Annotated in this window: 15 protein-coding genes and 1 riboswitch; of the genes, 6 read left to right on the top strand and 9 right to left on the bottom strand. The window is 62.5% G+C overall.

Annotated features, from left to right (window positions below):
- Positions 1 to 51 precede the first annotated feature (51 nt).
- The 6 genes from AC6I99_RS05450 to speB all read right to left on the bottom strand — a co-directional run bounded on the left by AC6I99_RS05450 (position 52) and on the right by speB (position 9,631).
- Positions 52 to 2,127: an ABC transporter ATP-binding protein gene (locus AC6I99_RS05450; protein ID WP_497946083.1), complete on the bottom strand. Its 2,076-nt coding sequence runs from the start codon at positions 2,125 to 2,127 to the stop codon at positions 52 to 54.
- On the bottom strand, positions 2,124 to 3,857 hold the full coding sequence (locus AC6I99_RS05445; protein ID WP_224091220.1) for an ABC transporter ATP-binding protein: 1,734 nt from the start codon (positions 3,855 to 3,857) through the stop codon (positions 2,124 to 2,126). The genes AC6I99_RS05450 and AC6I99_RS05445 overlap by 4 nt, the downstream gene beginning before the upstream one ends.
- A gap of 316 nt (positions 3,858 to 4,173) precedes the next feature.
- Positions 4,174 to 6,162, bottom strand: coding sequence for an MFS transporter (locus AC6I99_RS05440; protein ID WP_497947208.1), 1,989 nt, complete (start codon positions 6,160 to 6,162; stop codon positions 4,174 to 4,176).
- Between the two features lie 75 nt (positions 6,163 to 6,237).
- On the bottom strand, positions 6,238 to 6,720 hold the full coding sequence (locus tag AC6I99_RS05435; protein WP_224166602.1) for a MarR family winged helix-turn-helix transcriptional regulator: 483 nt from the start codon (positions 6,718 to 6,720) through the stop codon (positions 6,238 to 6,240).
- A 140-nt stretch (positions 6,721 to 6,860) separates the two neighbouring features.
- The gene (locus AC6I99_RS05430) at positions 6,861 to 8,564 is read right to left on the bottom strand and encodes a thiamine pyrophosphate-binding protein (RefSeq protein ID WP_497946087.1); all 1,704 of its coding nucleotides are present in this window, start codon (positions 8,562 to 8,564) and stop codon (positions 6,861 to 6,863) included.
- Positions 8,561 to 9,631: an agmatinase gene (gene speB / locus AC6I99_RS05425; RefSeq protein ID WP_224166600.1), complete on the bottom strand. Its 1,071-nt coding sequence runs from the start codon at positions 9,629 to 9,631 to the stop codon at positions 8,561 to 8,563. Before speB ends, AC6I99_RS05430 begins: the two co-directional genes overlap by 4 nt.
- A gap of 232 nt (positions 9,632 to 9,863) precedes the next feature.
- Between speB and AC6I99_RS05420 the strand changes: the two genes are divergently transcribed.
- Complete coding sequence (locus AC6I99_RS05420; RefSeq protein ID WP_497946089.1) at positions 9,864 to 11,837, top strand: APC family permease; 1,974 nt, start codon at positions 9,864 to 9,866, stop codon at positions 11,835 to 11,837.
- A gap of 34 nt (positions 11,838 to 11,871) precedes the next feature.
- On the opposite strand, the gene AC6I99_RS05415 is transcribed toward AC6I99_RS05420, so the two are convergent.
- Positions 11,872 to 12,447: a helix-turn-helix domain-containing protein gene (locus AC6I99_RS05415; protein WP_224093801.1), complete on the bottom strand. Its 576-nt coding sequence runs from the start codon at positions 12,445 to 12,447 to the stop codon at positions 11,872 to 11,874.
- A gap of 265 nt (positions 12,448 to 12,712) precedes the next feature.
- Between AC6I99_RS05415 and AC6I99_RS05410 the strand changes: the two genes are divergently transcribed.
- Positions 12,713 to 14,254: a sodium:solute symporter family protein gene (locus tag AC6I99_RS05410; protein WP_497946091.1), complete on the top strand. Its 1,542-nt coding sequence runs from the start codon at positions 12,713 to 12,715 to the stop codon at positions 14,252 to 14,254.
- A 162-nt stretch (positions 14,255 to 14,416) separates the two neighbouring features.
- Positions 14,417 to 14,536: riboswitch (SAM riboswitch) on the top strand.
- 15 nt (positions 14,537 to 14,551) lie between these two features.
- Entirely contained in the window at positions 14,552 to 14,851 is a 300-nt protein-coding gene (locus AC6I99_RS05405) for a hypothetical protein (protein WP_224093798.1), read from the top strand.
- A 9-nt stretch (positions 14,852 to 14,860) separates the two neighbouring features.
- Here the strand turns inward: AC6I99_RS05405 and AC6I99_RS05400 are convergent, their stop codons facing one another.
- Positions 14,861 to 15,055: a hypothetical protein gene (locus AC6I99_RS05400; RefSeq protein ID WP_224093790.1), complete on the bottom strand. Its 195-nt coding sequence runs from the start codon at positions 15,053 to 15,055 to the stop codon at positions 14,861 to 14,863.
- 278 nt (positions 15,056 to 15,333) lie between these two features.
- Between AC6I99_RS05400 and AC6I99_RS05395 the strand changes: the two genes are divergently transcribed.
- From AC6I99_RS05395 to AC6I99_RS05385, 3 genes are all read left to right on the top strand, one after another.
- Positions 15,334 to 16,497: a VIT1/CCC1 transporter family protein gene (locus AC6I99_RS05395; RefSeq protein ID WP_497946093.1), complete on the top strand. Its 1,164-nt coding sequence runs from the start codon at positions 15,334 to 15,336 to the stop codon at positions 16,495 to 16,497.
- Positions 16,498 to 16,641: 144 nt separating this feature from the next.
- Positions 16,642 to 17,454, top strand: coding sequence for a matrixin family metalloprotease (locus AC6I99_RS05390; protein WP_497947211.1), 813 nt, complete (start codon positions 16,642 to 16,644; stop codon positions 17,452 to 17,454).
- A 117-nt stretch (positions 17,455 to 17,571) separates the two neighbouring features.
- Positions 17,572 to 18,486, top strand: coding sequence for a matrixin family metalloprotease (locus AC6I99_RS05385; protein WP_497946095.1), 915 nt, complete (start codon positions 17,572 to 17,574; stop codon positions 18,484 to 18,486).
- 34 nt (positions 18,487 to 18,520) lie between these two features.
- Here AC6I99_RS05385 and AC6I99_RS05380 read toward each other — a convergent pair whose 3' ends face one another.
- Entirely contained in the window at positions 18,521 to 19,657 is a 1,137-nt protein-coding gene (locus AC6I99_RS05380; RefSeq protein ID WP_497947214.1) for an LOG family protein, read from the bottom strand.
- Positions 19,658 to 19,673: the final 16 nt, after the last annotated feature.

Below are 19,673 nucleotides of genomic sequence, written 5' to 3'. Positions count from 1 at the left end.
GGGGTTCCACGGAATCCCGGGAGTGCAATCCGGTACTCAGGGAATTCGCGCTCAGCTGTGCACCGCCGTCGAGTCATCCACGGCGGTCTCTTCCTCACCGGCAAACTGGGACATGTACAGGCGGTAGTAGGCACCTTGGAGCGTCAGCAACTGGTTGTGGTTGCCCTGCTCAACGATCCGCCCGTTCTCCATCACCAAGATGGTATCGGCGTCGCGGATGGTGGACAACCGGTGGGCGATGACGAAGCTCGTCCGGTCCGTGCGGAGCGCAGCCATGGCCTTCTGTAGCAGCAGCTCAGTACGTGTATCCACTGAGCTCGTAGCTTCATCAAGGATCAGCAGCGAAGGATCGGAGACGAAAGCACGGGCAATCGTGATGAGCTGCTTCTCACCGGCGCTGACGTTGTTGCCTTCTTCATCGATGATCGTCTGGTAACCGTCCGGCAGAGCCCGGACGAAGCGGTCCACGTAAGTGGCCTTGGCCGCTTCCATGATTTGTTCCTCGGTGGCGTCAAGGTTGCCATATTTGATGTTGTCGTAGATGGTCCCGCCGAAGAGCCATGCGTCCTGCAAAACCATGCCCACCTTGGATCGCAGCTCGGAGCGGCTGAGATCCTTGATGTCCACGCCGTCCAAGGTGATACGACCGGCATTGAGCTCGTAGAAGCGCATTACCAGGTTCACCAAGGTGGTCTTTCCAGCTCCCGTAGGCCCGACGATCGCTACCGTGTGCCCAGGCTCCGCACTGAAGGAGAGATCCTCGATGAGGGGCCTGTCCTCCACGTAGCTGAACGAGACATGCTCGAACTCCACATGGCCGTCGGTCTTGGCTGGCAGATGGCGTGTACCGGTCTCTTCAACTTCTTCGTCAGCGTCAAGGAATTCAAAGACGCGCTCGGCCGAGGCAACGCCGGACTGCAGCATGTTGGCCATACCGGCGATCTGGCCTAGCGGCTGGGTGAATTCACGCGAGTACTGGATGAACGCTGTGGCGTCGCCAAGGCTCATGGAGCCGGAGGCAACCCGCAGGCCACCAACCACCGCAATGCCGACGTAGGACAGGTAGGACACGAAGTTCATGGCCGGGAAAATGACACCCGACACAAACTGGGCGCCGAAGGACGCCTTGTACAAGGCCTCATTGCGTTCATCGAAGCGCACCAGCATGTCAGCATCGCGGCCGAACACCTTGACGAGATCGTGTCCCGAAAATGATTCCTCGATCTGGCCATTCAGCGAGCCGGTGTTCTTCCACTGTGCAGCAAAGAGCTTCTGGCTCTTGGCACCAATGAAGCCAGCCATGACACCGGAAAGCGGCAAGGCGATCAACGCGATCAATGCCAGTTCCCAGGACACGATGAACATCATCACGGTGATTCCCACTACGGTGAGCACCGAGCTAACCAACTGTGCGAACGCCTGCTGAAGGCCCTGCTGGACGTTGTCGACGTCATTGGTCACGCGGGAAAGGATGTCGCCGCGCTGACGGGTGTCGAAGTAGTTCAACGGCAGCCTGTTGAGCTTTGCCTGGACGTCATTACGGAGCTGCTTGATGACGCGCATGACGATCCTGTTGAGCAGCCAGCCTTGTGCCCACAGGAAGATGTTGGCCACAAAGTACATCAGGAGGACGATCGAAATGAGGAACGTCAGCTTGGGGAAGTTGATCCCGTTGGTGAGTTCCATCTTGGAGACCATGTCCGCAAAGTTCTCTTGGCCTTGCTGGCGCATGAGCTCTACGAACTGTTCCTGCGAGACGCCTGGCGGGAGCTGCTTGCCCATGACGCCGCCGAAGATCACGTCCATCGCGGTGCCCAAAACCTTGGGGGCAATCACGTTCAGGACCACCGAGACCACCACAAGGCCGATCACGACATAAACGCCAACCCTCTCAGGCTTCAACAGGCCCATGAGGCGCTTGGCCGATGGCCAGAACTCCTTGGCTTTCTTGGCTGGAAGATTGCCGAACATACCGCCATCTGCCTCGGACGGGACGTATTCCTCCTCCACGACGTCATCGTCAAGTGCCTCGGTTGCCACGTCTGCCTCGGCCGTGGCCTTGGCATTCTTCGCGGCCTCTGCCTTGGCAGCCCAGCTACGCTTCTTCTGCTGGTCCTGCTCGCTCATGCGACTTCCTCTACACTCAGCTGGGATTCAACGATTTCCTGGTACGTAGGAGAGGTTTCCAGCAGTTCATCGTGCGTTCCGCGATCCACGATCCGGCCGTTATCCAGGACCAATATCTCGTCCGCATCGGCAATGGTCGAGACTCGCTGCGCGACGATGATCACTGTGGCGTCCTGCGTCTTGGCCTTCAAGGCCTTACGGAGCCGGGCGTCGGTAGCGACGTCCAATGCGGAGAAGGAATCGTCAAACAGATAGACATTCGGCTTGGTCACCAGGGCCCTTGCAATGGAAAGGCGCTGGCGCTGGCCGCCGGAGACGTTGGTGCCGCCCTGGGCGATGCGCCGGTTTAAGCCGGATGACTTTTCCTCTACGAAGCCCTTGGCCTGCGCCGTCTCCAGCGCCTCCCACAGTTCCTCGTCGGTAGCTTCGGGCTTGCCAAAGCGCAGGTTGTGCTCGATGGTGCCGGAGAAAAGGTACGGCTTCTGCGGAACAGCCGAGACGCGGCTGGTGATCTCCGACGCGTCCAGTTCGGTGACGGGGACGCCGTCGAGAAGGACGTCACCTGAAGCGACATCGTAAAGCCGCGGCAGCAGGGAGACCAGGGTGGTCTTGCCTGCGCCCGTGGAACCGATGATGGCCAGGGTCTTGCCCGGCTCAGCGGTGAAGGAAATGTTGCTCAGCACCGGTGCCTCGGCCCCGGGGTACTTGAAGGTGACATCGCGGAACTCCACGTGGCCCTTCTTTTCCGCCGGAACCACGGGGGAAGCCGGGTTGTGGATGGAAGGCTCCACGTCCAGGACCTCGCCGATGCGGTCTGCACAGACGGAAGCACGGGGAATCATCATGGCCATGAAGGTGCCCATCATGACTGCCATCAGGATCTGCAGGAGGTACTGCAGGAAGGCCGTGAGGGAGCCTACCTGCATATCACCGGAGTCCACACGCTGACCGCCGAACCACAGCACCGCAGCAGTGGACAGGTGCAGGATCATGCCGATCGCGGGGAACATCAGGACAAAGAGATTGCCGATCTTCACGGAGACGGCGGTGAGATCCTGGTTGGCATCACCGAAACGTTTGGCCTCATAGGGTTCACGGACAAAGGCACGGACAACACGGATACCAATGATTTGCTCGCGGAGCACACCGTTAATGGCATCTATCTTGGCCTGCATTGACCGGAAGAGCGGCATCAACCGGACCACGAGGTAGCCCACCACTGCCACCAGGATGGGCACGGAAACCCAGACCAACCAGGACAGGCTGAGGTCCTCGCGGAGGGCCATAATGATGCCACCCACGCACATGATGGGTGTGGAGACCATGAAGTTCAGGCCCATCAGCACCAGCATCTGGACCTGCTGGACATCATTGGTGCCACGGGTGATCAGTGTGGGAGCACCAAAACGGTTCACGTCCTGTGCGGAAAAGCTGCTCACTTGACGGTAGACGCTGCGCCGGAGGTCCCGGCCGATCGCCATTGCCGTCCGTGCACCGAAGTACACGGCTGCGACAGCGGTGAGCACCTGGCCGAGTGCGACGGCGAGCATCATGGCGCCCGTGCGCCAAATGAAATCGGTGTCGCCGCGGGAGACTCCCTCGTCAATGATTTTGGCGTTGAGGCTTGGGAGGTAGAGCGTGGCAATAGTGGACGCCAACTGGAATATGAGGACGGCCACTATCTGCGGCAAATACGGCTTGGAGTAGCGCCGTATAAGGGTGACAAGCATGCCCACGGGTCCTTAGAAAGAGTGCGTGAATGAAGTAAGAGAAGTGTTGCAGCAAGGGCTGACAGTATTAGCCTCCCTACTCTACGAAATCCGTTGCCTCGGCGAAACAACCCGGGGAAAAGATCATCCCAGCGGAGTATGTCCCGTGTCGGATCTGCTCCCGCTGGCGCAGCCATCACAGCCGATGCTGGCCGGATCAGCCGCTGTAGGCAACAAAAACGCCGGCTGGTCACAGCCGGCGCTTCGGTCCCGCCCTCGTTCGCCACAGCCTGCTTAGTACGCCAGGAGTTTCGAACAAGGGCAGGATCCGTGGTGTCTAGCCCGCGTGCCTGCCGTGGTCCGGCCGCGCCTCCCGCGCTTCGACGCCTTGGAGGAGCAGCAAAGCCATTCGCTCCTGCTGCCTGCGTTCGCGCTTGAGTTCCTTACGGATCGCGGCGAGTTCCTCTGCGGTGCTCGCCTGCTGCGCCGCGATGGTTTGCTGCTCCCGCAACCGTGCCTGCAGCTCAACGTTGGCCCGGCTGAGCTGCAATTGCTGTTCCGCCAGGACGTACTGGGTGCGGGACAGCTGCTCCTGGACCTCCTTGACGTCAACCGTGGCGTGGGGGCGTTCCTGGGTCAGGATCCGCGCAAATTCGAGGTCAAGATCGGATCCGGAGTCCGTGGACCGAACCTGGCGGCTGGCCCCAGGGACGGAGCGATCGGCACCCAGGCGGGCGCCGCCGTCGTCCGCTTTCCCCGCATCCAAGGTAGCTGTATCCAACGACATGGCAGCATCTCCGGACGCCGTCGCCATGAGTTCGGACTCGGGCGCCGCGTCAACGGTGCGCCGCAGGGGGCGTTCCTTGATGAACAGCACAGCCAGGAGTGCCACCACACTGATGATGGCGGAGATCAGGAAGATCTGGGCAGTGGCGTCGCCGTAAGCGGCGCGCATGATTTCCGCGATGGGCGCCGGCATATCAGCCAGGTCCATGCTGGCACCGGACCCGCCGCCTTGGACCGGAATGCCCGCGGCGGCCATCCCCTCAACGGCCAGGTCCTTCACGTGGTTGGACATGATGGCACCCAGGACGGACACACCGATTGCGCCGCCTACAGAGCGGAAGAACGCAACCGAAGCGCTGGCCGTACCGATGTCCTTCGCTTGAACGGTGTTCTGCACGGCGAGCACCAGGTTCTGCATCAGCATGCCCAAGCCGAGGCCGAACACACCGGTGTAGATGGCTACGATCCAGAGTTCTGTGGTGTGGTCCATCGTGCCGGCGAATGCGAGGCCGCCGATCAGGAGCACGGAGCCGGCGATCAGGAACCGCTTCCATTTGCCAAAGCGGCTGATCAGGATGCCCGATGCCACAGAACCAATAAGGTTGCCGGCGATCATTGGCAGCGTGAGCAGCCCTGCCTCAGTCGGCGTGGCGCCACGGGCAACCTGGAAGTATTGGCCCAGGAAGGTGGACGAACCAAACATGGCGATACCGACCGCGATGGAAGCGATGATGGCAAGTGCCGTGGTGCGCTCGGAGATGATCTTGAGTGGAATGATCGGCTGGGCAACTTTGGTTTCCACCAGTACCAGGAGCGCCAGCAGCGCTACGCCACCGCCCACCATGAGTGCTGACTGCCAGGAGAACCAGTCGTAGTAGTCCGGGTTGCCGGCGAACGAAACCCAGATCAGGAGCAGGCTCACGCCCGAAGTCAAGAGGATGGAGCCGAGCCAGTCGATCTTGGCGGGGCGCTTGATGTGCTGGATCTTCAGGGTCACCTGAAGCAGGATGAGCGCAACGACGGCCAGCGGCACGCAGACGAAGAACGTCCAGCGCCAGCCGAGCGGGCTGTCCACGATGAAGCCACCCAGCAGCGGGCCGCCGGCAGTGCCCACCGCCATGACGGCACCCATGTAGCCGGAGTATTTGCCGCGGTCGCGCGGCGGAATCATGGAACCGATGATTGCTTGGGCCAGGGCGGTGAGGCCACCCATGGCGATGCCCTGAATGACACGCGCAGTAAGCAGCAGCGGAATCGTCTCGGACAAGCCGGCCATGACGGAGCCCGCCACGAAAATGATGATGCTCAGCTGGACCAGGAGCTTCTTGTCGAAGAGGTCAGCGAGCTTTCCCCAGATGGGCGTGGTGGCGGCGTTCGCCAGCAAAGCGGCGGTGATGACCCAGGCGAAATCGGTTTGCGTGCCCTTGAGTTCGGACATGATGGTTGGCAGCGCGTTGGCGACGATTGTGCTGCTGAGGATCGCCGTGAAGAAGGCCGCGAGGAGACCTGTGAGGGCTTCCATGATTTGCCGGTGCGTCATGGGTGCGGCGGTTTGCCCCGGGGTGGCATTCTGAAGTGGGGTGGCATTCTGAACTGGTGTGGCCATGCGTGGCTCCTAAGCTGTGTGAGTAGTCGTCGTGGAGCCGGCCGCCGTTGCCCGGATTGAGTCCTTGAGGGACGTCGTGAGTTTGTTGATGACCTGGGAGGCCTCGAGAGCGTCCGCCTCGCTCCAGTCCGCCAGGTAATCCCGCAGCCTCACGCTGCGTTGTTCTTCGAAGTCGCGCAGCTTGGCCGCGCCATCCTCCGTCAGGGCAAGGAGCTGGGCCCTGCCGTCCGCCGGATCAGGCCGCCTGGCGACGAAGCCAAGATCCTCGAGTTCGGCGATATGCCTGCTGAGGACCGGCGCACTGACACCCAGGCGCGCAGCCAGCGCCGTTGCCCGGGTCTCCCCCTCGCCGATAAAGCGCATGACGCCCTGGACTGCCATCCCGACGTCGGGAACGCGGGCCATGTGGGCGGTCACCACGCAGCGCAGGGTGCGCTGGAGGTCGAAGATTTGATGCACAAGATCGGTTGCTGTGGCAGAACCGACTGACATGGAAGAACACCCCTTTTTTGTTTGCCTAGAGCAACTATAACCCATATTGATTGCTTTGGGAAACTAAAGAAGAGCCTGGGCTGTTAAAGCAATCAAGCCCCCGCACGGAAAACGTGCGGGGGCTTGATTGCTTTGGGTTCTTAGTGGTCCAGGTGGGTCGGGCCAAACATCTTTAGCAGCGTCTCAACCACGACGACGTTGGGACCATCCGCCTCGAAGGACGCCTTGAGCGCGTCCCCCACTTCCTCCGGGGAAACCCGGCGCGCCGGAACACCGAACGACTCGGCCAGCTTCACGAAGTCCGGGCGTGCGAGCTCAGTGGCCGTGGCCTTTCCGAAAGCACCCACCATGTATTCGCGGAGGATGCCATAGCCGCCGTCGTCCACGATCAGCCAGGTGACCGGGATATTGTGCTGCTTCGCCGTGGCCAACTCCGAGATGGAGTACATCGAGGAACCGTCACCGGAAACAGCAAGCACCCTGCCGGGCTTGCCGGTGGTTTCCAGGCCCACGGCACCGCCGATGGCTGCCGGGAAGCCGTAGCCGAGGCCGCCGGCACCTTGGGCTGAGTGGAATTGGCCCTCGCGGGCGTCCCAGCAACTCCATCCCCAGTACGCGGAGATGGTCATGTCCCAGAAGGTCTGCATGTCGGCCGGAACCGCTTCGCGGATATCCGACATGAATTTCAATTCCTTGGCCAGATCCTGGGATTCAAGGCGTGCCTTGACCTTGGCCAGGGACTCCTTGACCACATCTTCCGGGCTGGTGCCGTGCCAGGACCGAGTCACAGTGTCCGCGGCACCAGCTGCTGCCAGCGCCTCGTCCAAGGCTGCCAGGGCCTGGCCGGCGTCCGCACGGATGCCCAAGCCTGGCCGGTTGGATTCGAGGACGCGCGGTTCGGCGTCGATCTGGATGATGCGGCCGCGGGGTTCGAACGTGAAGTAGTTGGACGTAACCTCACCGAGGGATGAACCGATGACGATCAGCACGTCGGCATCTTCAAGGACATCGGTCATGTACCGGTCCTCGATCCACGACTGCAGCGATAACTCGTGCTTCCACGGGAATGCACCGTTGCCGCCAGGGGTGCAAATGACGGGGGCGCGCAGCTGCTCGGCAATGGACAGCAGCGACTTCTCAGCCCGGCCACGGCGCGTACCGCCGCCTGCGATGATCGCCGGACGTTCCGCCGTCGAAAGCCACTTCACGGCCTCGCGGATCAGCTCGACGCGCGGCGGGTTGTCTGCTGCCTCGGCGAGCGCGTCCTCCACCGGCGGGACCATGATGGGATCCAGCAGGACGTTCTGCGGAATCTCGATCCACACCGGCCCCTGCGGCGAGGAAATGGCCTCGGTCCAGGCGTCCTGGATGGCGGACGGGATGCCCGAGGCATGCTGGATCAGGCGCTGGCTCTTGGTGACGTTCGCGGCCGAAGCCTTCTGGTCGTCCAACTGGTGCAGCATGCCCTTGCGGCGAGCACCCAGGCCCTCAAGCGGAATCTGGCTGGCAACAACCACCATCGGAACACCGGTGGCATACGCCTCCTGCAAACCAGCAAGTGAGGTGAGCGCACCCGGACCGGTGGACAGGAACAGCACGCCCACCTCGCCGGTGGCGCGGGAGTAGCCATCAGCCGCAAACGCCGAATTGTTCTCCACACGCGAAGACACGAAGTGCAGGTTGCCGCGGCCCATGGCGTCAAAGAGGCCCAAAGCGTGCTGTCCGGGGATACCGAAGACCGTCTTGGCACCCAGCGCCTCGAGGGTCTCGACGACGAGGTCCCCACCGTTGCGCTGATCGGTACCCCGGGTTGGCGCCGCAGTGCCTGGATCGAAATCGATCATCGCGTTTCTCCTGCGGTGCCGGTTGCCTGGGCGAGTTCCGCGATGCGGGCACCGAGGGCCTGCTGGGCGTAGCCGTTTGGCGCACCGAGACGGTCGCCTTCCACTGCGTTGTCCGCCATGAGGGTTACCAGTTCATAAGCAACGTGGCTGCCGGCCACGCCCGTGATTTCCGCGTGGTCATAAGCCGGGGCAACTTCCACAATGTCAGCACCAACGAGGTTCATGCCACGGAAGCCACGGATGATCTCAAGGAGTTCCCGGCTGGTGATGCCGCCTGCTTCGGGGGTACCGGTGCCGGGGGCGTGTGCGGGATCCAGGACGTCGATGTCCACGGAGATGTACAGCGGACGGCTTCCGATGCGGTCGCGGATCTTGGCCACCGTCTCCAGGACACCCTGGTAGTAGACGTCAGCGGAGGTGACGATTCCGAAGCCAAAGCGGTGGTCGTCGTCGAGGTCCTTTTTGCCATACAGCGGACCGCGGGTACCCACGTGGCTGATGGCCTCCGTGTCCAGGATGCCTTCTTCCACTGCGCGGCGGAACGGCGTACCGTGCGTGTATTCCGCACCGAAGTAGGTGTCCCAGGTGTCCAGGTGTGCGTCGAAGTGGAGCATGGCCACTGGCTCACCGGCTCGCTCCGCTGCTGCCCTCAGGAGCGGAAGGGCGATGGTGTGGTCGCCACCCAGGGTGACCAGCTTGCTCCCGCTGGCCGTAAGGTCAAGCGCGTTCTGCTGAATGGTCTCAATGGCCTCGTTGATGTTGAACGGGTTCACCGCCATGTCGCCGGCATCCGCCACCTGGATGTTCTCGAAGGGGCTGACATCCCAGGCAGGGTTGTACGGGCGCAGCAGGCGGCTGGCCTCACGCACATGGTTCGCACCGAAGCGGGCGCCGGGGCGGTAGGAAACACCGGAGTCAAAGGGCACGCCGACAACGGTGACGTCAGCCTTGGAGACCTGGTCCAGGCGGGGCAGGCGGGCGTAGGTGGCAGCACCGGCGTAGCGCGGGATGCGGGACGAATCGATGGGACCAAGGTTCCCGTTGGCCTCAATACGGAGCTCTTCCAAAATGCGCCACTCCTTAGTGGATAGGTCGAGATGAATCAGTAACTGTGACACCCATCATACACTCAAAGTTTCCTAATAAGCATCATATGTTTACAAGTTTCCTTCACGGTCCGGGCCCTATGAGATGCCGGTCACATCCGGCGTAAAGATTCCATAAAAACCGGGGTCCAGGCGCAGAATGCGGCCATACGCTCCTTTGCGTGAGCAGCACCGTGCTGCCCGGAAGGACAACGTGACCACCCTGACGAGGCCGCCAGCCGACCCTGCCGACCGGCACAAAAAGGCATTCCACCTCAAATCATGGCTGCTTGAAGGAATGCCGGATACCTCGGGCAAGCGGCAGGGTCCCCACGGAAAGCCTGCGGAAGCCCACAAACCGCAAGCTTGGTGGAAGGTCATGTGCCTGACAGGCCTGGACTACTTCTCAACGCTGGGCTATCAGCCTGCCATCGCGGCCCTGGCTGCGGGATTACTGTCGCCATTGGCAACGCTGCTGCTGGTCTTCGTCACCTTGGCTGGCGCACTGCCTGTATACCGTCGAGTCGCCAGGGAAAGTCCTCGCGGCGAGGGTTCCATTGCCATGCTCGAGCGTCTGCTCCCCCGGTGGGGTGGCAAGTTGTTCGTCCTGGCACTCCTCGGCTTTGCGGCCACGGATTTCATGATCACCATCACGCTCTCCGCCGCCGACGCCACCGCCCACCTCATTGAGAACCCGTTCGCTCCACACTTCCTGGAAGGCCAGCAGGTTGTCATCACCCTGGCCCTGATTGCAGGACTGGGCATCGTCTTCCTGCGCGGATTCAAGGAAGCCATCAACGTGGCCGTCGTCCTGGTCGCCGCCTTCCTGGCACTGAACCTTGTGGTCGTCATCGTTTCCATCAGCCATGTCTTCACCGAGTCCCGGGTCATCTCAGACTGGTGGACCGCACTGAACACATCCCACGGTGATCCCATCCTGATGATTGCCCTTGCACTGCTGGTTTTCCCGCGGCTGGCCCTTGGCCTCTCAGGGTTCGAGACCGGCGTCGCAGTCATGCCGCAGATCAAGGGAGATCCTTCCGATACTGAAGCCAAGCCGGCGGGACGGATCAAGGGCGCCCACAAGCTCCTGACCACCGCCGCCATCATCATGAGTTCGTTCCTCATAACGTCCAGCTTCACCACCGTCATGCTGATCCCGGCAGCTGAATTCGAACCCGGCGGCAAGGCTGATGGCCGTGCCCTGGCTTTCCTCGCCCACAAGTTCCTGGGCGACGGATTTGGCACGGTGTACGACGTCAGTACCATCGCTATTCTTTGGTTTGCCGGAGCCTCGGCCATGGCGGGCCTCCTAAACCTGGTCCCCAGGTACCTGCCGCGCTACGGCATGGCTCCAGCGTGGGTCCGCGCATTGCGCCCACTCGTCCTGGTCTTCACAGTCATCGCCTTCATCGTGACGATTATTTTCCAAGCCGACGTCAACGCCCAGGGTGGCGCCTATGCCACGGGTGTACTCGTCCTGATCACGTCCGCCTCCATCGCCGTGACCCTGTCCGCCCGGAGAAAGAAACAACGGGCACAGTTCATCGGCTTCGGAGTGGTTTCCCTGGTCTTCATCTACACAACCGTGGTCAACTCGATCGAGCGCCCGGACGGCCTGAAGATCGCCGCGCTGTTCATTCTGGGCATCATGGTGGTGAGCTTCATCTCCAGGATCCGGCGTGCCTTTGAGCTCCGTGCCACGCATATCAAAATGGACCAGACTGCACTCGAATTCACTGCAAACAACGCAGACGGCCCTGTTCGGATCATCGCCCATGAACCAAAGCACCTGAGCGCCGGACGGTACCGGGAGAAGCTCCAACACGCGCAGCAGGCCAACCACCTGCCGCTGGATTGCGATGCGGTATTCATCGAGATCATTGTTGACGACAGCTCGGACTTCGAGCAGGAGCTCCAGGTTGTGGGCAAGAAACGGCACGGCTTCAAGATCCTGGAAGTACACAGCAACAACGTGCCCAACACCCTTGCCGCTGTCCTGCTGCACATCCGCGACGTTACGGGTTTCATGCCGCACATTTACTTCCGCTGGACCGAGGGCAACCCCATCTCCAACCTCAGCAGGTTCCTTTTCTTTGGCGAGGGCGAGATCGCGCCGGTGACCCGCGAGGTACTGCGTGAGGCTGAGCCCGACATCACCCGGCGCCCCTGGGTCCACGTGGGCTGACCCCGCCGCAGCACCCCGCAGGAGCGGGCAAGAGCTACTTACTGGCTGCGGGCACCAGAATCCAGAGGACCTCGACGGTTTCGTCCGTGGGATTGACCCAGGTGTGGGGTTCCCTGCCCGGGAAGGAGAGGGTGTCCCCTTCTTCGAGGTCGTACTCCTCGTTGGTCAGGATGAGCTTGATGCGTCCCTTCACCACGTGAAGGACGTCAACGTCACAGTCCACGGCGTAGAGCTCGTTCTCACCACGGCCCCGTGGCTCGATGGTGGCCTGAAGGATCTGCAGGCGCCGCTCCGAACGGGCCGTTAACAAACGCTCCACAATGCCCTGGCCGCCCAGCGAAATCCGGGGACCGTCGTCGCGCCTGGTCAGGTGCGTTTCGGGAGCGGCAAACAGGTCTCCTACCGACACGGACAGGACCTGGCAAAGGGTTACAAGTGAAGCGACCGACGGTGACGTCAGATCCCTCTCGACACGGCTGAGGAAGCCCTTGGTCAAACCAGTTGCGTCCGCCACTTGCTCAATGGTGAGGCGCTGCGCCTGGCGGGCTGCGCGGATTCTGGAACCAATGGCAACGGGAACGTTGCTTGGTTCAACGGGGAGAGCCTTCATTCACGAACCTTTCAGGCCTGTCATTCGGCCCTGTCATTGCAGCAATAGTAGCGGGACCAGGGGCCGCTGGAGCCCTCAACAGCCCGAGGATGACCAAAGCCCCTTGACTGTTACTCCCATCACAACATATCCTCATAGGCAACAAGTGTTGTCTGTGAGGCACAACACGATCCCCAATCTCCCATCACCAGCACGGAGACTTCGACGCTTCCCAGGCGTATCGTCGAAAACCCAACCTCCGTGCACCAGCTCCAAGGAGCCACTCATGGACTCATCGTTCATAAACATCGCCATTGTGGTGGTGTACCTGCTTGCCATGCTTGCATTCGGCTGGTGGGGCAAGTCCCGCACCAAGAACAACAGCGACTTCCTGGTGGCCGGCCGCCGCCTTGGACCTTTCCTTTACACCGGCACCATGGCCGCAGTTGTCCTCGGTGGGGCATCCACCGTCGGCGGCGTCGGCCTGGGCTACAAGTTCGGCATCTCAGGTATGTGGCTGGTAGTCGCAATCGGCGCCGGCGTGCTCCTCCTGAGCTTGCTCTTCGCCGGCACTATCCAGCGCCTGAAGATCTACACGGTCTCCCAAATGCTGAGCCTTCGCTACGGCAGCAAGGCCACGCAGACCTCCGGAATCGTCATGCTGGCCTACACCCTCATGCTTTGTGCCACATCCACCGGCGCATACGCCACCATCTTTGTGGTCCTCTTCGACTGGGAACGCTGGATGGCGATCGCCGTCGGCGGTGCAATTGTGCTTGTTTACTCGACCATCGGTGGCATGTGGTCCATCACCTTGGCCGACCAGGTCCAGTTCATCATCAAGACCGTAGGCATCTTCTTCCTGATGCTCCCGTTCGTCATGAACGCGGCCGGAGGACTGGACGGCATCCGTGAGCGTGTCGATGCGAGCTTCTTCCAGATCGACGGAATCGGCGTCCAGACGATCATCACCTACTTCGTCGTGTACACACTCGGACTCCTGATCGGCCAGGACATCTGGCAGCGCGTCTTCACGGCCAAGACTCCCAAGGTTGCACGCTGGGGTGGAGCGACCGCCGGCGTTTACTGCATCCTCTACGGTGTGGCCGGTGCATTGATCGGCCTGGCCGCCCGCGTAGCACTGCCCAATATCGATGTCGCCAACCTCGGCAAGGACGTGGTCTACGCCGAAGTGGCAACCCACATCCTGCCCATCGGCATCGGCGGCCTGGTCATGGCCGCAGCTGTTGCAGCCATGATGTCCACCGCTTCGGGTGCCCTGATTGCCGCCGCCACGGTGGCCCGCGCAGATGTTGTTCCGTTCGTGGCCAGCTGGTTCGGCAAGACCATCAACACGGACGACACCGAAAACCCCGAGCACGACGTCAAGGCCAACCGTTACTGGGTTCTTGGCCTGGGCATCGTCGCGGTGCTGATCTCCATGGCCGCGCAGGACGTGGTTGTTGCCCTCACCATTGCTTACGACATCCTTGTGGGCGGCCTCCTCGTCGCGATTCTTGGCGGCCTGGTGTGGAAGCGCGGCACTGGTATCGCTGCTGCATGGTCCATGGCAGTGGGCTCGGTATTGACGTTGGCCTTGTTGATTCTGTTCGCCACTGGAGTCATTCCAAGCGTCGATGGCGTCTACGCCAACGAGCCCATCTACTACGGCCTCGCGGCCTCGTTCGTCGCCTACGTGGTGATTTCCCTCCTCACGCCGCCCACCGAACCCGAAGTCCGGGCCGCTTGGGAAAAGCGCGTGGCCGGAGCGGTATCTGACGAATTGCCCTTGGAAGCCCACCCCGTCAGCAGCCACAACGCCAGCTAACGGCCCAGGGCCGCAAGGCATCAGATAAGAACTGAACAAAGCAATGTTCGACGGCGGCGCCGCCCCTTCCCGGGGCAGCGCCGCCGTTGCGCTGTGCGGGGGCGAGCGGATCCGAGGGCCACACTTCTCCCGGACAGCACTCCTCCAGTACAGTGGTCCCAGCTTCAAGAGAGGTGGCGCCAAGCTCCGACTGGCCACACACCAACCCCATGTTCACGGGTGGTTCGGATGAGGAAGCGGCCCGCCCCGGACCAGAGACAACCGAGCGGGCAAGAGCACTCCCCAAAGGAGCAGTCCTTGCCGTACCAAGGCGTTACCACCCCAAGCCAAAGCAGCCCCACCAAAACCGAAGCGCCCACTGTTCCGGTGATTCCCGGCGTCGACCTTGTCCTTGGGACGGTGACGCTGTTCCTGAACGGTGGCCTGGCCCGGTTCCGGCACCCCGAAGCGCGCCTGTTGGCGCATGCCCTTGCCCAGGCTGTGCGTCCATCGCGGTGGTGTGAATCGTCGAGGACGTTGACGGTGACTGTTGCAGCGCTCGGGCGTCCGGCGGGACTGGAGCGGCATTTCACCTTCGGTGAAGATGGCCCTGCCTAAGAAACGGTCCTAGAATTCCTCGTCTTCTTCCCCGCGGAATTCTTCGGTTTCATCCAGGGGGACAACCCGCTCGTCGTCATCCGGGACGTCGATTTCCTCCACCCAGGGTTCGTCGACTTCCTGGTCATCGCTGTAATCGTAGGCGGGATCCGACTCGATGGTCTCCCGTTCGGGGTGGTTGGCGTGCGGTTCGGTGGTGTCCATGCTGCAACCTCCGTCTGGTGGGCTGGCAAGCAGCCTGCTGACCGAGTGCGGGGAGGGCCCCCGCCCCTGTCCTTCCATCTGAGCACTGTGCCTGAAGAGGGTCAAGGCAACGGCCCACATGGACCCAGGGAAAGGCTCCAGGCAGAGGATTGCAGCTTCGAAAATTAAGGCATGCCGAACATTCCAGCTAAGGAATACCGGCCAAAAATCCCCGCCAATAAGCGGTACAGTGGGCGTGCAATGGGGCCGCAACTACCCCACCCAGCACAGGAGAAAAAGTGCAGAAGCACCAGGAATCCCACGGTTCGTCGAGCCCCGCTCCGGACCCCGCCCCCGGATCCGGAACACCGTCCCAACCAGCCCGGCCCACACCGGCGGACATCAGGCGCTGGCGTCAATACCTGGCCGACGAGCGTGCCGAAGCCGCCGTCTACCGGGAACTCGCCCAGCGTCGTGACGGCGAAGAACGGCAGATCCTGCTCGCCCTGGCCGAGGCCGAGGGAAGGCACGAGGCACACTGGCTCAAGCTCTTGGGAGAACACGCCGGAATGCCGAAGGGAGCTTCCACCCGCAGCCAGCTGCTGGGCTTCCTGGCCCGGCACTTTGGTTCCGTGTTCGTCCTCGCGTTGGCGCAGCGCGCGGAAGGCCGCTCCCCCTACGGAGCCGAACCTGCCGCGACTCCAGCCATGGTTGCCGACGAACAAATCCACGAAGAAGTTGTCAGGGGCCTTGCCACGCGTGGCCGCAACAGGCTCTCCGGTACCTTCCGTGCCGCTGTTTTTGGCGCCAACGATGGCCTGGTGAGCAACCTTTCACTGGTTATGGGTATGGCAGCAACCGGCGTTCCCAGCCCGGTGGTCCTCATGAGTGGCGTGGCCGGTTTGCTGGCCGGCGCCCTGTCCATGGGTGCTGGCGAGTACGTTTCGGTCCGCTCGCAACGGGAGTTGCTCAGCGCCACGCTGCCCACGCAGGCAACCCTCACAGCCGCCCCTTCTTTGGACATCGAGCACAACGAGCTTGTGCTGGTGTACTTGGCCCGCGGCATGACCCGTGAGGCAGCCGAGCACCGTGCCGCCGAACGCATGGGACTCTTCAGCTGCGACTGCGATCCCAGCCTCTCCTTGCAACCGGAGAAGGAGCAACCCGCTGACAACCACGAAACCGTGGGGTCTGCCTGGGGCGCTGCGATGTCCAGCTTCTGCTTCTTCGCCTCGGGTGCGGTCGTGCCCATCCTTCCGTTTATTTTCGGCATCACGGGTGTGGCGGCACTGATAGTAGCCGGTGTGCTGGTGGGGATCGCGCTCCTGGCGACCGGCGCCGTCGTCGGGCTGTTGTCCGGGACCTCACCGCTGAGCCGTGGCTTCCGGCAGCTGGCGATCGGCCTGGGCGCCGCGGCCGCCACCTACGGGCTTGGCCTCGCGTTCGGAACGATGATCGTCTAGGCGGTAATGTTGGTTCGTCCTCCGCGCGGCCCCGCGTGACCGGGGCGTAGGGAATGGAGAACCGTGGATTCGGAGCAGCCGCCATTGCGCGCGCCAAAACACCGTCGTGCGGGCACAACCCTCCGAATTCTTCGCGGCGTCCTCATGGCCGGTGTCGCCGCGGTGGTGGCCGTCCTTGTCAGCGGTTTGCTCCACGGCGATCCCCGGATCATCGGGCTGTTTCCGGGCGTGGCCCTGCCCAATTCGCCCAAAAGCGAGCCGATCCAACAGACCCCGGCACGCGCCCTGGACGCGCCGCCTCCAGGAATCGACGAGGCGGACGCCCCGCTGGCATCGCCGCCGCCCCCAGCCAACGCCAGCGATTCATATAAGTTCCTGGCAACCAACGACGACGGCACTCCGGTTGGGTACTCGCCGTGCCGTCCCCTGCACTACGTGGTGAACGACGCCACCGCGCCTGAGGGTACGGATTCACTGCTTGCCACCGCAATCGCCAATATTTCCGCGGCGTCCGGAATCCAGTTCATCAACGATGGCAGCACCGATGAGTTGCCCACCACTAAACGGGAACCCTACCAACCGTCCAAGTATGGTGACCGGTGGGCACCCTTGCTCATTTCGTGGACCACGCCCGAGGCCGCTCCGGCGCTGGCTGAGACCGTCATCGGTACGGGCGGCAGCACCATGTACTCACTCAACAACGGTCCCAAGAGCTACATCACGGGCAGCCTGGAGCTCGACACCCCGCAAGTGGCGGAGCTTCTGGCCGAGGAGGGCGGTTCGGACTACGTGCTGGCGGTCATGCAGCACGAACTGGGGCACGTCATGGGTTTGGATCATGTTGATGATCCGGTTCAGCTGATGTACCCGGAGATCGGCGCCCCTGACGGGTTGGCTGCCGGCGACCTGAACGGCCTTCACCTCCTGGCCTCGGCTCCTTGCCGCAAGGACATCTGAAGCAGCGCAGCTTCCCAGGAATCGGCATGGACTCGCGGTCCCATGGGTTCTATCCTGACGGAAGCGGCCGACGGCGGCGCCCCACCGTCCGATTGGGCCGTCCCGTGAGGGGGTTCGATGGAACCTTATGGGTCGCCAGAGTGGCCAGACCCCTATCCCCCGCCGCCTTACCACCCGGAAGCCAAGCCGCCGCCCAGGCCTCCCATCAAGCACAGCAGCATCGCGGCCATCCTGTTCCTGTTCGGCATCCTTGGTTTGGTCTGCGCCGGCGCCTACTTCAGCGGCGAACTTCAAAGGTTCTGGTCCGATTCCACGACGCAGAGCCAGGCGCCGCGGCCCGGGCTGGTTCCTTTTGGCCAGCGTCAGGATCCGCTGCCCGGATTTGAGGAAGCAGACGCTCCCCTGGGCACGCCGGCGCCGTTGCAACGGACCAGCACTTCTTACAAATTCCTGGTCGTCAAGGAAGACGGCACTCCCCTTGCCTACTCCCCTTGCCGGCCGATTCACTACGTCGTGAACTCAAACCTGGCCCCAACAAGCTGGTATTCGATGGTGGAGGAAGCAGTTCGGCAGGCCAGCCTCGCCTCCGGGCTGCAGTTCATTTATGACGGTCCGACGTCCGAAATCCCCAGCACCAACAGGGCCGGGTACCAGCCCACCACATACGGGGACCGCTGGGCGCCGGTGCTCATTGCCTGGACCACACCGGAGCAGGTGCCGCGGCTGACCGGACAAACGGTGGGCTTGGGCGGAAGTTCCTCCATCGGCCTGAGCAACGGCTATAAGGCCTACGTGACCGGGTCGGTGTCGTTGGATGCACCGCAGTTTGCCGGGATCATGGACACACCCCAGGGCAAGGAAGTGGGCACGGCCGTGATCATGCACGAACTTGGACACGTTCTTGGCTTGGACCATGTGGATGACCCCCGCCAGCTGATGTACGACCAAGCCTCGTGGGTTCGCGAGTACGCTGCCGGGGACAAGACGGGCCTTGCCCAACTCGGCTCAGGCCCCTGCAGCAAGGACTTCTAGCTGCAGCAAGGACTTCTAGCCGCAGCAAGGACTTTTAGCCCGCGGCCACGACCGCGAGCGCGTCCTCCACCGTGTCCACCAGGAAGATTCTGTTCGCCATGGGCCGCCCGGCCGCGAGGCTTCGCAGCATCGGCCAGGCCGGGTAGGTCCGTTCCCAATGCTCGCGGCCCACCAGGACCATGGGAGTGATGGTTTCGGGGGCACCGTAATAGTTCTCGCACGCGTCCTGGAAGATCTCCTGCACGGTTCCGGCAGAACCGGGCAGGAACACGATTCCGCCGTTGCAAAGCTCCAGGAGGATCGCTTCGCGGATTGCGTTGGCGAAGTACTTGGCGATGTGCGTGGCGAACAGGTTGGGTGGCTCATGGCCGTAGAACCAGGTGGGTATCCCCAGCGTCGCTGTGCCTTCCGGGTAACGTTCGACGACGGCGGCTGCTTGCCGCGCCCAAGCCGTCACCGAGGGCCTGAACCCCGGTATGGAAGCGAGCGTGTGCAGCGCTGTGGTGGAATCGGCGTCGGGCAGTCCGCTGAGGTAGGCGCCCATGTTGGCTGCTTCCATGGCGCCAGGGCCACCGCCGGTTGCCACTGTGAATCCGGCTTGCGCGAGCAAGCGCCCCAGCCGCGCGGCGTCGGCGAATTCCTTGGTTCCGCGTTGCGCTGCGTGTCCGCCCATGACGCCCACGAGTTTGGTGCCTGCCAGGTCCCCGTCTTGCAGCAGCTCGTCCAGGGCGTCGCCGATCGCGTGGTCGTGCAGGGCCGCGGCGAGCGTTGCGTCAAGGCTTGCCCGCTTTCCCGGAAGGATGCTCCACTGGTAAATCCTCGCATCCAGGGTGGCTTCATACTCTGCAGTGGAGATGTCCTCGTAAAGTTCCCTGGCCGTGTAGAGGGTGCCTCGATAGGGGTTGAAGGGCACGCCGCGCATCTTGGGAAAGATGAGCGCGCCGCGGCTTCGAAGGCTCTCCTCGATGCCGTCGTCGAAAGTGCATCCGAGGAAGATCGCGCCCTGCGGGTCCAGCATTTTCAATTCCCGCGAGCGTCCGCGAAGGTCCAGCGACTGCGCGTGCCAGCCGTGCATGGATCCCGCCCCGGACGTAACCAGTTTGTCGAAATGAACGATGCTTTCGACGTCGAGCGTCCGCGGACTTGGGTTCAAGGCACCGGAGGGATTCATGGCATCAGCGTAGTAG

The organism is Arthrobacter sp. TmtSoilC77, from assembly GCF_059739415.1.
The sequence above is the reverse complement of the archived record's forward strand: the minus strand, read 5'-3'. Positions and strand labels throughout refer to the sequence as shown.

Bases quoted from the DNA above. Each gene is read 5' to 3' on its own strand.
- AC6I99_RS05450 (WP_497946083.1), bottom strand. From the start codon at position 2,127: ATGAGCGAGCAGGACCAGCAGAAGAAGCGTAGCTGGGCTGCCAAGGCA.
- AC6I99_RS05445 (WP_224091220.1), bottom strand. From the start codon at position 3,857: ATGCTTGTCACCCTTATACGGCGCTACTCCAAGCCGTATTTGCCGCAG.
- AC6I99_RS05440 (WP_497947208.1), bottom strand. From the start codon at position 6,162: ATGACGCACCGGCAAATCATGGAAGCCCTCACAGGTCTCCTCGCGGCC.
- AC6I99_RS05435 (WP_224166602.1), bottom strand. From the start codon at position 6,720: ATGTCAGTCGGTTCTGCCACAGCAACCGATCTTGTGCATCAAATCTTC.
- AC6I99_RS05430 (WP_497946087.1), bottom strand. From the start codon at position 8,564: ATGATCGATTTCGATCCAGGCACTGCGGCGCCAACCCGGGGTACCGAT.
- AC6I99_RS05415 (WP_224093801.1), bottom strand. From the start codon at position 12,447: ATGAAGGCTCTCCCCGTTGAACCAAGCAACGTTCCCGTTGCCATTGGT.
- AC6I99_RS05410 (WP_497946091.1), top strand. From the start codon at position 12,713: ATGGACTCATCGTTCATAAACATCGCCATTGTGGTGGTGTACCTGCTT.
- AC6I99_RS05400 (WP_224093790.1), bottom strand. From the start codon at position 15,055: ATGGACACCACCGAACCGCACGCCAACCACCCCGAACGGGAGACCATC.
- AC6I99_RS05390 (WP_497947211.1), top strand. From the start codon at position 16,642: ATGGCCGGTGTCGCCGCGGTGGTGGCCGTCCTTGTCAGCGGTTTGCTC.
- AC6I99_RS05385 (WP_497946095.1), top strand. From the start codon at position 17,572: ATGGAACCTTATGGGTCGCCAGAGTGGCCAGACCCCTATCCCCCGCCG.
- AC6I99_RS05380 (WP_497947214.1), bottom strand. From the start codon at position 19,657: ATGAATCCCTCCGGTGCCTTGAACCCAAGTCCGCGGACGCTCGACGTC.